This window comes from Aquimarina sp. MAR_2010_214, assembly GCF_002846555.1.
Lineage (GTDB): Bacteria > Bacteroidota > Bacteroidia > Flavobacteriales > Flavobacteriaceae > Aquimarina.
This window is the reverse complement of the sequence record NZ_PJMS01000001.1, coordinates 2371421-2387894: the sequence shown is the minus strand read 5'-3', so window position 1 is coordinate 2387894 and position 16474 is coordinate 2371421. Positions and strand designations below refer to the sequence as shown.

The window sequence follows — 16474 nt, the reverse complement described above, 5'->3', positions numbered from 1 at the left end:
AAAAAAATAATTCGTGGCACGTATATTGTCTAAGACCTTATATATTTGCAAAAATTAGAAAATAAAAAAACAAAAAAGTAAAATGAAAAAAATAATATTATCAATCCTAGTATTGATCGTTAGTTTTCAATTAAATGCTCAATCCAAAACAGGAACTATAGATTCTGAGTATATTCTTTCTAAAATGCCAGAATTAACCAAAGTTCAAGGTGATTTAAAAACGTATAATACCAAATTAGAGAGTGATCTAAAAGTAAAGGTCGAAGAATACCAGGCTAAAGTAAAAGAGTATCAAGAAAAAGTAGCTTCTTTTACTGAACCTATGAAAAAAACTAAGCAAGAAGAAATCATCGCTTTAGAAAATGATATAGCAAAGTTTCGTAAGAATGGTAGTCAATTGATACAAATAGAACAGAATAGATTACTACAGCCATTATATCAAAAAATTGGGAAAGCTCTAGAAGAAGTTGCTAAAGCTGAAGGATATACCCAGGTATTTACTATTACTACGAGTGGTTTGGCATATGTTGATCCTAAATACGACGTAACAAAAACAGTAATGCAGAAATTAGGAATCACAATAGAAGAAACTCCTAAGAAATAAAATACGGTATTACGATATTATAAAAAAAACGCATCAATTTAAATTGATGCGTTTTTTTTATAACTTGTTATTTCTATTAGTTTACCTTCTACTATAATTAGGTGCTTCTTTGGTAATAGTAACATCATGCGGGTGACTTTCATTGATACCACTAGCGGTAATCTTCACAAAGCGACCATTTTCCTGCAATGTAGAGACATCTTTTGCTCCACAATATCCCATACCTGCACGCAACCCTCCTATAAATTGATGTATACTCTCTAAAAGTTCTCCTTTATAAGGAACCCTACCTACTATACCTTCTGGAACCAATTTTTTGATATCGTCTTCAACATCTTGAAAATATCGATCTTTAGAACCTTTTTTCATAGCTTCTACAGATCCCATACCTCTATAAGTTTTAAATTTTCTTCCTTCGTAGATCACTGTTTCTCCTGGAGATTCTTTGGTTCCTGCCAGAAGCGAACCTAACATTACTGTATCTGCTCCTGCAGCTATAGCTTTTGGAATATCTCCTGTATACCTAATTCCTCCATCTGCAATCACAGGAACTCCAGATCCTTTTATTGCATTAGCTACTTCTAATACGGCAGAGAACTGAGGAAATCCTACACCAGCCACTACCCTTGTAGTACATATGGATCCTGGGCCTATTCCTACTTTAACAGCATCAGCACCAGCCTCTACCAGGTATTTTGCAGCTTCGCCAGTGGCAATATTCCCTACAACTATTTCTAATTCTGGAAATTTTGTTTTTACTTCTTTTAATACTGTAACTACACCTTTAGTATGTCCATGCGCTGTATCGATAACTACGGCATCTACTCCCGATTTCACTAATGCTTCTGCTCTCTCTACAGCATCACCAGTAACCCCAATAGCAGCAGCGACCCGAAGACGCCCAAGCTTATCTTTGTTTGCCATAGGTTTTAACGTTAGTTTAGTAATGTCTCTAAAGGTAATTAAACCAACCAAGGTATTTTCTTTATCTACTACTGGTAGTTTTTCAATCTTATTCTCTTGCAAAATTACTTCAGCTTGCTGTAATGATGTTCCTTCTCCTACTGTAACCAGGTTTTTACTGGTCATTACTTCGGATATAGGTCGTTGATCGTTTTTCTCAAAACGAAGATCTCTATTAGTAACAATACCAATCAATTTATGATGATCATCTACAATCGGAATCCCGCCAATACTATGCTCTCGCATATTGTTTTTAGCATCAATCACCTTAGCATCCAGAGGTAATGTTACCGGATCGATAATCATACCGCTTTCTGCACGTTTTACTTTGCGTACTTTAATTGCCTGCTCTTCGATAGTCATGTTTTTATGTAACACTCCTATCCCACCTTCTTGAGCCATAGCAATAGCCATACGACTTTCTGTAACAGTATCCATTGCTGCAGAAACGATAGGAACATTAAGAATAATATTTTTTGTAAACTTAGTCCTGATACTTACCTCTCTAGGTAAAATTTCAGAAAAAGCAGGAACTAGAAGAACATCGTCATAGGTTAAACCTTCTCCAACGATTTTGGATTCATGTGCTGTCATCGCAATTAAAATTTAATTGCGTGCAAATATATGTCTTTTTTAAGGAATATTAAACCTATACCCTTTTATTTTAAATAATCAAGATCATTTCACCTACTAGATTACTTCAATAAGGAGCATACAAAACAATCGTAAAAATGTTAAAACACCTATCTCTTCATAATAATTGTTAATTATTTATTAACAAAATTCAATTTATTAACATTATTTTAATATTTATATAGTATATTTCGTTGGACTATTTTGATAAAAATATCTCAAAAACAGTCCACAGCCCCAAAAAAAATATTTATGAAAACTATGCTAACTCTGGCATTGGTATTTTTATATATCAATATTGCCAATGCCCAATTTACTGATGCGCCACTTACCAATTCAACATTTACTAATCCTAGTCAAATAGAATTTACACCTAAAAAAAAATCATTTAGCAAAAGAATTATACCTGTAGCATTGATTGCGACTGGTATTCTTTTATCTACAAGCAGTTTTGAGAAATCATTTCAGAAAGATATTAGGAATATGGTCGGTAACGACTTTTATTTCGACATGGATGATTATACCCGATATGCTCCAGTTGTAGAGATGTATGCTGCAGATATTTTAGGAGTAAAATCAAAAAATCATTGGTTTGATCAAACCAAAAACCTTGTTCTTTCATCTATCATAAGCAATGGTACTTCTGCTCTATTAAAAAAAGAAATTCACAAATACAGACCAGGAGAATCTACAAATGCTAATTCTTTTCCATCAGGACATACTACCACAGCATTTACTACTGCCTCGGTATTATACGAGGAGTTTAAAGATACCAATTCTCTTTTGGCATATAGCGGTTATTTTTTTGCAATTACTACAGGAAGTTTAAGAATGCTTAATAATATGCATTATCTCTCTGATGTTTTGGTTGGAGCTGGTATTGGAATATTATCTGTAAAATTAGTATACCACTTTAATCATCTTATCTCCTGGAATCCTTTCAAAAAAATGGATGGAATAGCTTTTGCTCCGCAATTCAGTGAAAAATCCGTAGGGTTTTACCTTTCGAGGACTTTCTAAGATAATAGGAGTTTTTTATATAAATGATAAAGATTTGAAAAAAAACAGTTTCGATAAGTCAAATTAATATACATGATGCATCATTTATGCACACTTTGATCCTTATCATGAAATAACACAAATACGGATGCTCCACCTAAGAGGGGTAATATCCCCTACTCAAAATCCGTGTTTTCCCTCTACTCTGATACCTCCTAATGCATTACTTTTGAATAAACAAAACGGTCTAACTCATATTTTTAAAATTTATAAAAATGATTGTTTCACACAAAGTAGAAAGTTATAGTCTTCAAATTGTTAGTAATTATGCTGGTGGCGGTGGTTACCAAATGGGGTTTGTATATCTCTATGGACAAAACCAAGAATATGTTGGTCATTTAGCTATAATTAAAGACGGAAAGACATTGCCAGAAAACAGACAACACAATAATGGCACACTAACAGTTTATTTTCATGAAACAGATTTACAATCTATTCTTGAAACCCTTAGAAATGAAAGTCCTGTATCTATTAAACTTAATACTAGTTCTAAATGGGGATCAATCGAAACAGGCAAAGAAACAGTAGGAAATGGGGAGCTTGCTGCATAGTAATCAAAAGATCTGAAAAATGACAAACTACCATTACTCTCGATTAACACATGGGCCAACCAGAAATGAGAGTTCTAAAAAATATAAATTGTGAAGAATGTAATTGGTTCGCAATCTGGTGACAGTGGAAGTGTGTTTAATTAAATGGAATCTATAGTTTTTCAGGTCTTTTGGGTACTTTATCTTCTAAATCAAGAAAGAAGATATGATTAATAAGTCATACTAAAAATAGTAAAACAACAAAAAAACGATCAATCTTTTTTGCTTCTTAAAGCAATCTCCATTGTCCACCAATACTTTTTTTGATTTAAAGGCCATAATTGTTTAAGAACATCAAATTGCCCATAATACATCCACTCCCACGAAAAAAAGGTTAGGATTAACATTCTAGAAGAAATTCGTTTACGTATTCCATTTACCTCATCTCTATTAATTCCGTTTTCCATAAGTAATTGTATTACATCCTCTTGTTGTTCATTACTACATTCCGTATCCAAAAACTCATCACATAATAATGACCAATTATCAACTGGAGTAGTTAAGCTTATATTTGATTTTTCTTTAATCTCAATACATTTTTTCTCATCCAAACCTTGTAGGAATATGATTTCGTTGGTATTAATTTTTGCTGTAACAGGGAATGTATTCGTTCTGATTTCATCTATGATTGAAAATGGTAATTTCTTTTTGTTTTTTAGAAATCCATACTTAAAACAATATCCTTTGGGAAAATAAATATGATCTTCTGCTACCACACAATCAGCACTTTTATTTTTGTTTTTATTTTTCTGTATAGACATGAATACCCATTTTTAGTGATCACCATTTTTATGTATTTGGGATAACACATGTTGCATGCGTTCTTCAATTGTAGTATCTCCTTCAATTTGTATGACAGGACATTTTAATTTTTTAATCCAATTCTTATGTACAGTAAGACTGCGGCCATCAAAATTTGACCAACGTTGTTATACCTAATCCCTAAAGCTCCAAATATGTGTATTCTCAAAAGATCTAATCTATGATACTGTATAATACTATTTACACTTCGAATTTACCGCAATAAAACTCTCTTTTCTGCCAATGTTTCAAAATAAAAATTAACCATAGCTATACTTCAACTTAGCTCAGTACAAGTGGCTATACTGAATTTTTTTTTGCGTAAACAAAAAATAGTTGATTTTCTTTTATAATAAATTCAAAGTATAACTGGTATAAAGGCTAAGATATCAATTATTAAGTACCTTTTTCTACTCTTTTTTCATAAAAGCAAAAAAACGGAGTAGGTACTTAAACTTACTCCGTTTTCAAAATGGTTTACGTTTAGTTATATAAAATGCAATTATAACTAAGCCGCAAATATAGTTTTTTATCAGGAAATCAAATAAAATACACTTCAAAGAAGAAATAGCAGATGTTATTAATCTTTATTGTATGGACTCTAAACGCATTATGCAAGCATCTAATTTTCATTTTTCATCGAGCAGGAAGCGTTGTTGAGAGAAAATAATAGTAGAGTATCTAATAATTTAACGATATTACAACCTGTTTTATTCATATAAAGTATGAATCTAAGTACACCTATATTATATGACAATTCCTGTATTCTTTAAAAACCGAACTTTAAAGCATATTGCTTTTTGGATTCTTTATTTATTGATTTGGATAGTAATGGATGTAATGTATGGTGCTTCTTTCATAAAAGCCTCTTATAAGTATCTGGCTTGTTTACTAGAAATTCCATTTTACTACGTGCATATGTATTACTTGTGGCCCAAGTACATTAGTACTAAACGCTATGCATACTATTTTCTGGCTTTCATTCCTCTTCTTATTATAAACGCATTACTTGTAAAACTTTCTCAATATTACTTTGTCTACCCGATTTTATTAGAAATACCAAAACTTCCTCTTGATTTTTTTTCTTTACCCAGAATACTAGATTTTGCAAGAGCAATATTATTATGGTTTGGCCCTCCTACTGCTATTAAAATTTTACAGGATTACTACGAAAATAAGGTCTTCATAGAAAAAATAAAGAAAGAACAAAAAATCAGTGAGTTAAATTTTTTGAGATCTCAAATGAATCCTCATTTCCTCTTTAACACCTTAAACAATCTGTACTCATTATCATTAAAAGGTTCAAAGAAAACCCCAGAAGCTCTATTACAATTATCAAACCTATTGTCTTATACACTATATGAAGGTAGTGAAGATAAAATCTCCTTAGAAAAAGAGATACACCATTTACATGACTATATAGAATTGGAAAAGTTACGTTTTGGAAATCGTTTAAATTTACAGATAGAAATCACTGGTAATTTTAACGGTATAATGATTACTCCTCTTATTCTAATTCCTATCGTCGAAAATGCCTTTAAACATTGTTCCCTAAATGAAAGAGGGGATGTGGACATACAAATAAAAATAGGGGTTAAAAATAATGAATTACACATCAGCACTATTAATCCTGTAGGAAACTCTATAAAAGAAGGTAATAAGAATGGGATTGGTGTTCAAAATTTATCAAAAAGATTACAAATTATTTACCCTCAAAAACATACCTTTAGATTAGAAGAACGAGAACATAAGTTTTATGTAGACCTAAGCATTAAACTAGATAATTAATGAATACTATAAAATGTATTATTGTAGATGATGAGCCACTAGCTCAAGATGTTATTTCTGATTATATCAGCAGGTTAGATTTTTTATCCGAAGTTGGAAAATTTGATGATGCTTTATCTGCTATTGAATTCTTAAATACCGAAACAGTTGACCTTATTTTTCTTGATATACAAATGCCTATGTTGAATGGCATCAATTTTTTAAAGGCCGTTTCTTCTCCTCCCAAGGTTATTTTCACAACAGCACATCGTCATTATGCCGTAGATGGGTTTGAGCTTAATGCTGTTGACTACCTAATAAAACCAATTCCTTTTTATCGTTTTGTACAGGCTATTGAGAAAGTGAGAGCACACACTGATCCGGCTGTTAAAATTGCTGAAACAATCCCTGATGCTGCCTTCTTCAAAGTAGACAATAAAAAAATAAAAGTGTATCACACTGATATTTTATTAATTGAAAGCTTAAAAGATTATATTAAAGTAGTTCTAAAAGACAGGTTTTTTGTCACCTATCAGACACTTTCAGGAATGTTAGAGCTATTACCTTCTTCTCAGTTTGTACAGGTTCATAAATCTTTTATTATCAACTTTCACTATATCAATGGGATACAAGGAAACACATTAGAAATTGATGATCATATCATTCCGATGGGAAGAAGCTACAGAGATAATGCTCTGGAGAAAATATACCAGACCGGAAAAAAGGTTTGGAAATAACACGAATTCTCATTCATTTTTTTATAATTGAAGATGTTTCTTATTTTCAAAATTCTATTTTCATCAAGATTATTTTGGATATCGATCTATATTCTTATGTTGCCATAATAAATTAATAATATCCCATTCTCCATTTGTTCTTATTAAGTGTAAATATTCTACCCAATTATCTGAGATCAATTTAACTGTCGCTATACGATTATAGATATCTAATATCTTGATTTCATTACTTGGGTTGGGCGGAAATCTGGTTCCGGTTTTATTCCATGATTTTGCATATTCTATCATCTCTTTATAGGTAGTCTCTCTAATCACTTCTTTTTCTTTTTCTTGATCAAAACCCATCGTTCGTTTAGCTAAGTCCTCATGAAATACTTCTTTCATTAAATCAGGTTTCAACTCTTGTAATGCTATTAAATATCCTAAAGATTTTTCTCGAATTTCTATGGTATCTTTTTTGCTTGCCGGTTTAGCCATCCTAATACGAGTAACAGAAGGAAAATCTCGTTTGTGGATTAATTCATTATTCTCATCAAACATTGCTCCTTTTATAAGGTAACCATTGCTATCAAACTCTTGAGTATTGGCTGCAAAGTTCCATTGATTTTTAGTTAATTCTCCTTTTGCATTGTGATAAGAATATTTAATATGATTTCCTTTTTCATCATAGGTATCTTCATAAGAGGCAATTCCTATTGAATTTTCCTGAATTTCTAACTTCTCATTAAGGTTATAGTTAGCTTTTGGAGATCCGTCTTTTCTATATAAAATCCCTGTGATACTAAATTCAAAATATGGAGAAATATCAACAAGGTCATTTTGCAGATTATATCTCTTTTCTATTATTAACTTTTTGTGTTTTACCCATCGATAGTTCGCAATTTTCCAATTAGATTCCATAGGATTATTATCGAGGTCATAAAAATCCAATGCATTTACGAATCCATTTTTATCATATTGATATACCTCTTTATATACTTCACGATCATTGATCATTCTGTTTCCTTTCTTGTCATAAAAAATACGCGTCTCTACCCCATTAGCATAGTCAAAAACCGTTCTATGAGCACCGATAGTTGCCAAGGGATGCCTACGTTGGTCATGATAGTGAAAATTAATAACCTCTATCAGTTGATCTTTTTTATTGTATCTAAACACATAATGAGACGTACGTTTTGCTTCTTGATGGTCTATTTCATGAATTCCTTTTATTTTAACATGTGGCGATACATGATTATACCTGAGATGTCTGTAATATTTTTCTATTGTATTTTTTTGTTGAGAAAATAAATGACCTATAGTTAAAAGACTAATTATAAATATGATATTTCTGTTCATTATTTTTTGATTTTTGACTAGCGGCTTTATGAGATTACACGATTCCTATTAACAGTGATTAATTCTGTTCTATAAACCAAGGTAACACAATCATATTCTTGTAGTTAAATATTTTTGCTGAACGGTAAGATCATACCTCTATATTGAATATCTATCTCGATATTCTGCCAAAAGTTAAATATTTGTATTTCATCGAGAACTAGATGTTGTTGAGAGAAAATAATGGGCGATTCTATACCAAGGTGAGGTATGTAGTAGAAAAGTAATTCGATCATATAGCAGATTATATAACTGCTTAGCTTTTTAGTTGTTTTCCGTAGTCACAATCGTTTGCTAATCCTTTTGAGTAGCTGGTTCTTGTATTTAAATCCATAATAAGGTATGCTTTTTTCTTTATGAATATGGTAACATGTTCCTCTTGCCAATGTATTTTTATATCTTTCTTTTTAAGGTTTTTAACATAACTGTATCGATTAGCATATAAGGCTGGTAATGGAGCATCTCTTCTTTCTTGGATATTTTCCTGTAGATTTACATCAGAAATTTTTGGATCGGTTACTGCGCATAAAAACCCATCAAAATCAATATCTTCTTTATCTGTACTCAAGAGATAAGCCCAAACTGCATAAGCCTCTTCTTCGATCATCAATGTTCTACCTGAGTTTATATGTGTATCTGTCATAAAAATTTTGGCAGTACTTGTTTCTGTCTTCTTTTCTTTGGTGTCTACACTAAATAGCCCATCAAAAATGGATAATAATTCAATTTTCATTTACAAGTTTTCTTTTTTTGGGGCCCGTAAGCTATAGTTTAATATACTGGGCACAATCTCGCCGTAACGGGCACGTAGCGTTTTTATTAGTTACTTATTTCTTATTCATTTTCAGTACTGTATTACACAAAGACACACCCATAAAGGATATCAATTTTTCAAACTATGAAACTGTAGTTGATAAAGCCAATTTGGAAAGGGCAAAAACTTCATTATCATACGTGTAATACTGCTAACATAAGTAATTATTTCAAAAGGTATTTACGGTTTTCCACAATAGTAACTAGGGGCTTTTCCCCCTGTTAAAAGGCCGCACCCCTTATCAATACTCAAAAAAAATTCGATAAAAATGCTCAAAAAAAAATTGAAAAAAATTAAAAAAAAGAGTAGTTAAGCCAAAATAAGTGCTTTTAACTGGGTTTTCTTATTATTCTGGTAGAAATAAAAATCATTTTGTATAAGATTAGAAATCTTTTCCTGTATCGGGAAAAAGGAAGCGCCATACACTTTTTACTTTTTTTTCATCATGGATAATGTAAATCCTCCTAACAATAGAATCACAATACTCATTATCCCCCACAACCAAATCTTATTTGTAAACAAAGGTTCTGCTACAATAGGTTCTTCGTGATCGATAGTTTGCCGTGCTTCAGGAATTAGTGTTGTCATCTCTTCCGGAATATTTGCAGATACATAATTAAGGTCATACGAAGGTTTTCTCATTTTGTCATTTCCATAAACAAGATAGTATGTTCCTGGATTTGTAAAACGTGCAACAAGTTCATGTTGATATCCTTTAACTATAACTTTATTAATTTTTAAAGGCTGATTATCATGATTATCAATCTCTAATCTAAATTTCTGAGCAATTGTACTAGTATTGGTAAATATATTACCTTCTATAGAATTAAGTACTCCTGAGCCAAGTTCCTTATAGCGGGGCTTCCAGCTACCTTGCTGAATTTGTATGCTATCAACCATATAACGAATAGATATAGGACGATAATAATCAAAAGTTTCTTGTACTTCAACACCGATATAGCTTACAGGAACTGGTGTTTTAAGATTAACATCTATAATAGTTTTTTTGATACCTTTAGGATTCTGAATATTTAACCTTTCTATATCATATTCTTTATAGTTAGCTTCTTTAACTTCATATCTAGTTACATTAGCCGATTGTAAAACTGGTTTTTTTGTATCTTTTATCAGTATCCTAAAATAGTGATACTGTGTATTAGGAAATCGTATCGTAGTGAATTGATAATCTGTAAGTTCATTTTTTATGGAGAGTATACGATAATCTTCCTTTATAGTATACCATTCTTTACGATCTTGAGTTCCCTCTAAAGTAATTAACCAATCAAAATTAGATTGCTCAAAATCTAAATGAATTTGATTAATAGCTTGCTTAGTTGGGATTTCCATCGTAATATATGTTCCTTTTTCATTATATGAAGTATTTAAGATGGTAAAAGGTATTTTATTAAAGGTTTTTTTTTCAGCTTTTAATCGTAAAAGATAAGGTGCTTCTATTGTGTCCTTCTTGTTTGTTATCCCAAAAATTCTAATATCGGATAGGTTTGGTGAGACATTACTAAACATTTCATCAGGTAAACTAATCGCATGCCAAGTATCTGTTATTTCTGGCAATATACTTTTATAAGCGTATTGATCCATCTGACTATAACCTTTAAGACAAATAAATAATATCAGAATTACGATGTTTTTAATTTGAATGTTCATCTGCTATAATATGTTTGTATTTATTGTATAAAAACGAAATAATCAAAAGAAGCACTCCTAAAGCTAAGAACACAATAGTTTTGGCAATAGTTTCCATATGAGAAATATCATAAAAGAATAATTTTATAAGTGTGATTCCAAATACTATAATTGCTAAAACACGTAGATGTTTTTTTCTTTTCCATATTCCTAAAACAATGAGTAACAAAGCATAAACACCCCATAAAATACTCAATCCAAGTTTATATGTCTCTGTATACCCAGACAAGTCCAACCAGTGTATTAATTCACTACTCACTATCCAGATTAATGTACAATGCAGTATAATTTCAAAAGCTATCTTAAAGGTTCTACCAAGAAATTGTTGACGTACATATTTATAAAAAGTAAATAATAAACCTCCCACGAATACAAAAGAAAGGTATCGTATACCTATATGGGAAAAGGCTTCTGCGCTAAATTCTGTTTCTTTTAATTCAAGATAATGTACTCTAAGCTCACTAAGTAGAAATAATCCTCGAGTTAAAAACCCAAAAAGAGCAAACAATATAAAGCCAAGGGTAATATATCCCAAAGCATTATTTTTAATTTTTTTGATATTTACAAAAGATAAAACAACTAGAAACAATAAGCTATAATTAATGAGCCAAATGGCTTTAAAATTTCTGGTATCTGATAATACCGTATATTGTTCTGTACTACTTATATTCTGGGAAATATACTGGTGATCTATATCTTGATAAACCTGATTCCAATAACTATCTATTTCTATCCAAAATGTAAAGTAGGAAGTACATACCAATAATAATACAAGACCTATGGTAAGCATTGTATACAACCAGGATTGTTTTGGCCAAGGAAAAGATAGTTTCTCTTTACGATGTGTGATATAAATAAATGCAAAAGACACAATACATATTATTGATGTCATCAGATAAATATTAAACACTGGCATTAGTTTGGTTTCTGGTAGTGTTGGGCTATATCGATAATACACTACAATCCAATCATGTAAAAGACTAAAAAAAGTTAAGGCCCATAGTGGATATGAGAGAATTTCGTATATCGGCACTTTTTTTGTTCGTCCAATCCAAAATAACAATGCTGCTTCTCCTGCCCATAGTAGTGTAACCCAATTTCCATCTAGTTGCACAGGGAATGCAATTGTAATAAAAATCAAAACCATACCAGACACAAAATAAAACAGGTTACGATCAGCTAGTTTTAATCTATGCACAATAACACTAACCACAAAATGGATCACTGCATTTATCAATGTAAATACACCTAATAATTCCTTACCATATTCGTGATTATTTAACATTGAAAACCCAATACCGTAAAAGACAAATGAATTAGATAACTGAAGGATTACATCAATGGTTTTAAAGCTTTCCTTTTTTCTAAGTTTGTATACCAGAAACATAAGATAGAATGTGATAAAAAAGGTGGTAAGAAATACAAAACCAAGAGCGAAATGTTCTTCTATACTATATTTACCGGCATACCACGACATAAAAATGATCCAGGTGAATAGAAAAGACGAAAAATAAAGAGGTTTCCAATATTTTTTGATAGCAATAATGAGGATACCTATATTAATAATCGCCATATAACTAAACAGAATCACTACTCTACCTGATCCATCACTTAACAAAAAAGGAACTGCATATGCTCCTACTAGTCCAACATGAGCTATAATTTGTTTATTATATTGTATTGCAGCAAAAACGGTAAATGCTGTAAATAATAACATAAGGATAAACGTTAAATTCTGCGGAATTAAGCCATATAAGTCATATGCTAAAAAGGTAATAAAATATAATATAGTCATAGCACCACTGACCAGTACAGCACTAAAATTCTCATATTTTTTCTTTAATTTCATTCCAATTCCCAAAAGCCCTAATCCTGTTAGGTATCCTAGTATAATCCTAGTTAATGGCCCTATCAAGTCATGTTCTATGGTATACTTTGCTCCTATAGCAACACCTATTATAATAATGATGATACCTATCTTATTGATTAGATTTTCTCCAATGAATTTTTCAAGGTTAGATTTCTTTTTTGGTGTATTAGTTTTGGCAATGACAGGTTTTTCTTCTTTTATTAATACTGGCGGCACATTCTCTGGCTTAATAGAAGAAGATGGTTTTTCAATAATTTCGTTTGTAGGTGAAACAGAAATTGGTTTTTCTGTTTTTATACTTGGTTGGTTTTCTGATGAAATTTTTAATTTGTGTATCTCATCTTTAAGATCTTGTATTTGAGTTGAGAAATCTTGTTGCCTTTTCAGTAGGATTTCGAGCTTTTCCAAAAGCTGATGTATCTGATCTTCGTTGTTTCCCATATTACATTATTATTATAATTATCTAATGTTAAATAACCCTAAAAGCCCATATAGACTAAGATATCGAAAAATATAACAAAGCTATATTTAAACATTATACCATCAATCTCTTCTAAGAATAAATATCACTATCTAAGTCAAAAATTTAAAACCTGTCTGTTTTCAAAATTAAATATTTTAGTATACACATTTTGAATAGCAAACAAATATCTATGATATACTCAATTTATAGTACACTGTTTCCCGTGAAAAATATTGTTTCTATTCCATACAGAATTACAGAATAAAAAAATTCATTCCGAAAAGGTAAACAAGTTTTTCTAAAAAGACACTATCTTAGTATAGAATAGATATTTGTTTTTATTTTGAAATACGAGCAATTTTATCTTTTAGAAATTGTCTTTCTTGTTTAGAATGAGTAAGTTCTATTGCTTTTTGGTAGTATGTTACAGCTACACTATTATCTTCTAATTGTTGGTATATTTCGCCTAAAATTGCATGATATAAATAATACTTCTCAAGCAACCTATTACTTTTCATATTTTCGAGTGCTATTAGTGCTTTTTTTGGCCCTTTGAGTTCTAGAATAACCAGACATCGATTTAAAAAAACAATAGGGTCATTAGCTATTTTTAATAGGAGTTCATAATATTCTAATATCATTTCCCAGTTTGTATCTGCATATTTCTTTGCGCAACAATGTTGATATGCAATAGCAGCTTCGAGATGATATGTTGAGAGTTCATCTCCAAAAGCAGCTTTGTTTAGATACTGCTCTCCAGATTGTATTAGTTCTGTATCCCATGTAGTACGGTCTTGTTCAGAAAGTAAAATAAGTCTTCCTTCTTCTGTTAACCTGCTATTAATTCTGGAGGCGTGAAAACACATTAACCCCATTAAAGCATATACTTCGGGTAATTGTGTACGTTTTTCTGATAACAAAGACTTACATAAAAACATTGCCTGACTTATTAAATCTTTGCGAATCAACTGATCGGCATGTGTAGAATTATAACCTTCATTAAACATAAGATAGATGGCATTAAGAACTGTTTTAGTTCTGGGGTTTATCTCATCAGAAGTTGGGATTACTGGGCGTATCTTACGTTTTCTAAAATATTCTTTGGTTCGATATAACCTCTTAGAGATAGTATCTTCATTACTAAGAAACGATCGTGCAACTTCTTTGGTACTAAATCCACATAATGCTTTTAGAATAAATGTGATTTGATTTTCTTGTGAGATATCGGGATGGCAGCACGCATACATCATTCCCAAAAAATCATCTTTAATATGTTGTTCTTGCCAATAGTTATCCATTGTGGTAGCTAGTGTATACCCTGAGGTTAGAAGTTGTTTTTCGGGATCAGAAAAATCGATAACTCGACTATGCTTATTATGCCTAATAATATCTATTGCTTTGTTTTTAGCTGTACGATATAGCCATGCTCTTGGATTATCTGGCATTCCTCTAAATTTCCAGGTTTCCAGAGCTTTAACTAGCGCATCCTGTACTACATCCTCGGCTAATTCTATGTTTTCGATCCCAAATATTTTAATCAATACAGAAACCATCTTTCCAGACTCTTGTCTAAAAAGATGGTTTAATGTATGATCTATGTGATCTCTATTTTCCAAAAAGTTATTCCATTGGGCTTATTTCTCGTACTTCAACGCTGCACCCATATTCAAAGCTCGGACAATCTTTAGCAACTTTAGCTGCATGATCTAATGAATCTGCTCTAATTATCAGATAACCACCAACTAATTCTTTTCCTTCTGCAAATGGACGATCTGTAACTTTTTTACCACCTTCGGTTAATGTTTTGGCTTCGCTCATTAAGGGTTGTCCTCCAACAAGTTGTTCTGATTTTGCCAAACCACCCATCCATTGTTGCCAATGTTGCATGTGTTTTTGCATTTCTTCTGGAGAATTATTTCTATACTTATCCTCTCCTCCTCTAATAATAAACATAAATTCTTTCATTACTATATTTTTTTAATGTTCAATTATCCTAACATTCTGGCCATACCTCTCGTACCTCTACACAAGAATCCCATTGTAATCCTGGACAACCTTTTGCCATTTCGGTAGCATCTTCTATTTTATCTGCCTTTACGATTAAATATCCGCCGACCATTTCTTTGCCTTCCGTTAAAGGTCTATCCGTTACTTTAGTTCCTCCCGGGTGAATTGTATTTCCGTGTGAATATAGCCGTTCGCCCCCAACAAATTTTTCTTGTTGAGCCATTTCACCAATCCATTGCTGCCATTCCTGCATATGCATTTGCTGTTCTTCAGGAGATTTAGAATCCCATATCTTGTCATCTCCTCTAAAAAGAAACATAAATTCTTTCATTTGTCTGTTTTTTAAGTGGTTTATTTATTTTTCACACTACTATGACGAACACTTTTTTGATTTTTGGACAAGCAACACTATATTTTTTTAGTAAAATGTTCTAAAAGTATTATACAGTAATAATTATAGTTTGAAATTATATTATTTTCAGGTAATTAAGCCTATACATTTGTTGATGAAATTTACGAATAATCCACAAAATGATTAAAAAAAATAACGAGTATACTTTCATATACTCGTTATTTTTTAGTGATTTCATATAGTATCACTATTAAAATAGCTATAAATTCTTATTCTTGGCGAGGTTTTACATATACTACTCTTTCATTATTCATGAAAAGAGAAAGTGTACTATCTGTAATTTCATAGGGTATACAATCTGTATCACCTATACAAACTTCAAGTTTTTCTCCTTTTTTCACAGACCACTTATATTCTTCTATTTTACCTTTAACTTTTTCTGCCATGGTATAATTAGGTCTAAAAAGAATAATTTTTTTAGGGTCATCTTTTTTAACCCACATTCCAAACAATTCTCTTCCTAGAACTGTTTGATCACTCATGTTTTCTTTTGATTCAAATGTTTGGCTTTGCAGTACAGGCTCTGTTTTAAAACCCATTAGTGCTACAGCTAAAATAACAATTGTAAAAATTACGGATATAGATTGGGGTCTTTTCATAATTTATTTTTTTTAAATAATAAGGATATAAATTTAGTGTTTTTTTGGTAATCTATAGTTTTGGTGTTTATAAA

The 16474-nt window shown here is 31.2% G+C and carries 15 protein-coding genes; 5 read left to right on the top strand and 10 right to left on the bottom strand.

Going from position 1 to position 16474, the window contains the following annotated elements:
• The first annotated feature begins 82 nt into the window (after positions 1-82).
• Positions 83-604, top strand: a complete 522-nt coding sequence (locus ATE84_RS10125; RefSeq protein WP_101447845.1) for an OmpH family outer membrane protein — start codon at positions 83-85, stop codon at positions 602-604.
• A gap of 81 nt (positions 605-685) precedes the next feature.
• On the opposite strand, the gene guaB is transcribed toward ATE84_RS10125, so the two are convergent.
• On the bottom strand, positions 686-2161 hold the full coding sequence (guaB, locus tag ATE84_RS10120) for an IMP dehydrogenase (RefSeq protein ID WP_101447844.1): 1476 nt from the start codon (positions 2159-2161) through the stop codon (positions 686-688).
• Between the two features lie 291 nt (positions 2162-2452).
• On the opposite strand from guaB, the gene ATE84_RS10115 reads away from it, so the two are divergent.
• Together ATE84_RS10115 and ATE84_RS10110 are read left to right on the top strand one after the other, a co-directional pair.
• Positions 2453-3220 carry a phosphatase PAP2 family protein gene (locus ATE84_RS10115; protein ID WP_101447843.1) on the top strand — a complete coding sequence of 256 codons (768 nt, stop codon included), beginning with the start codon at positions 2453-2455 and terminating at the stop codon, positions 3218-3220.
• Positions 3221-3474: 254 nt separating this feature from the next.
• Positions 3475-3810 (top strand): hypothetical protein, encoded by a 336-nt coding sequence (locus ATE84_RS10110; protein ID WP_101447842.1) that lies wholly within the window; start codon positions 3475-3477, stop codon positions 3808-3810.
• Positions 3811-4061: 251 nt separating this feature from the next.
• Here ATE84_RS10110 and ATE84_RS10105 read toward each other — a convergent pair whose 3' ends face one another.
• The gene (locus ATE84_RS10105) at positions 4062-4610 is read right to left on the bottom strand and encodes a hypothetical protein (protein WP_101447841.1); all 549 of its coding nucleotides are present in this window, start codon (positions 4608-4610) and stop codon (positions 4062-4064) included.
• A 790-nt stretch (positions 4611-5400) separates the two neighbouring features.
• Here ATE84_RS10105 and ATE84_RS10100 point away from each other — a divergent pair.
• Both ATE84_RS10100 and ATE84_RS10095 read left to right on the top strand, forming a co-directional pair.
• A complete protein-coding gene (locus tag ATE84_RS10100; RefSeq protein ID WP_101447840.1) occupies positions 5401-6438 on the top strand; it encodes a sensor histidine kinase in 1038 nt (345 codons plus the stop codon).
• Complete coding sequence (locus tag ATE84_RS10095; RefSeq protein ID WP_101447839.1) at positions 6438-7154, top strand: LytTR family DNA-binding domain-containing protein; 717 nt, start codon at positions 6438-6440, stop codon at positions 7152-7154. The genes ATE84_RS10100 and ATE84_RS10095 overlap by 1 nt, the downstream gene beginning before the upstream one ends.
• A 69-nt stretch (positions 7155-7223) precedes the next feature.
• Here the strand turns inward: ATE84_RS10095 and ATE84_RS10090 are convergent, their stop codons facing one another.
• The 8 genes from ATE84_RS10090 to ATE84_RS10055 all read right to left on the bottom strand — a co-directional run bounded on the left by ATE84_RS10090 (position 7224) and on the right by ATE84_RS10055 (position 16400).
• Positions 7224-8492, bottom strand: a complete 1269-nt coding sequence (locus ATE84_RS10090; protein WP_101447838.1) for a nuclear transport factor 2 family protein — start codon at positions 8490-8492, stop codon at positions 7224-7226.
• 295 nt (positions 8493-8787) lie between these two features.
• On the bottom strand, positions 8788-9264 hold the full coding sequence (locus ATE84_RS10085; protein ID WP_101447837.1) for a hypothetical protein: 477 nt from the start codon (positions 9262-9264) through the stop codon (positions 8788-8790).
• Between the two features lie 510 nt (positions 9265-9774).
• Positions 9775-11010: a DUF3999 family protein gene (locus ATE84_RS10080; RefSeq protein ID WP_101447836.1), complete on the bottom strand. Its 1236-nt coding sequence runs from the start codon at positions 11008-11010 to the stop codon at positions 9775-9777.
• On the bottom strand, positions 10994-13360 hold the full coding sequence (locus ATE84_RS10075) for a DUF2339 domain-containing protein (RefSeq protein WP_101447835.1): 2367 nt from the start codon (positions 13358-13360) through the stop codon (positions 10994-10996). Before ATE84_RS10075 ends, ATE84_RS10080 begins: the two co-directional genes overlap by 17 nt.
• Positions 13361-13720: 360 nt before the next feature.
• A complete protein-coding gene (locus tag ATE84_RS10070) occupies positions 13721-14998 on the bottom strand; it encodes an RNA polymerase sigma factor (RefSeq protein WP_101447834.1) in 1278 nt (425 codons plus the stop codon).
• 4 nt (positions 14999-15002) lie between these two features.
• Entirely contained in the window at positions 15003-15347 is a 345-nt protein-coding gene (locus ATE84_RS10065) for a YciI family protein (RefSeq protein ID WP_101447833.1), read from the bottom strand.
• A gap of 28 nt (positions 15348-15375) precedes the next feature.
• On the bottom strand, positions 15376-15720 hold the full coding sequence (locus ATE84_RS10060; RefSeq protein WP_101447832.1) for a YciI family protein: 345 nt from the start codon (positions 15718-15720) through the stop codon (positions 15376-15378).
• A gap of 290 nt (positions 15721-16010) precedes the next feature.
• Positions 16011-16400 (bottom strand): hypothetical protein, encoded by a 390-nt coding sequence (locus ATE84_RS10055; protein ID WP_101447831.1) that lies wholly within the window; start codon positions 16398-16400, stop codon positions 16011-16013.
• Positions 16401-16474 lie beyond the last annotated feature (74 nt).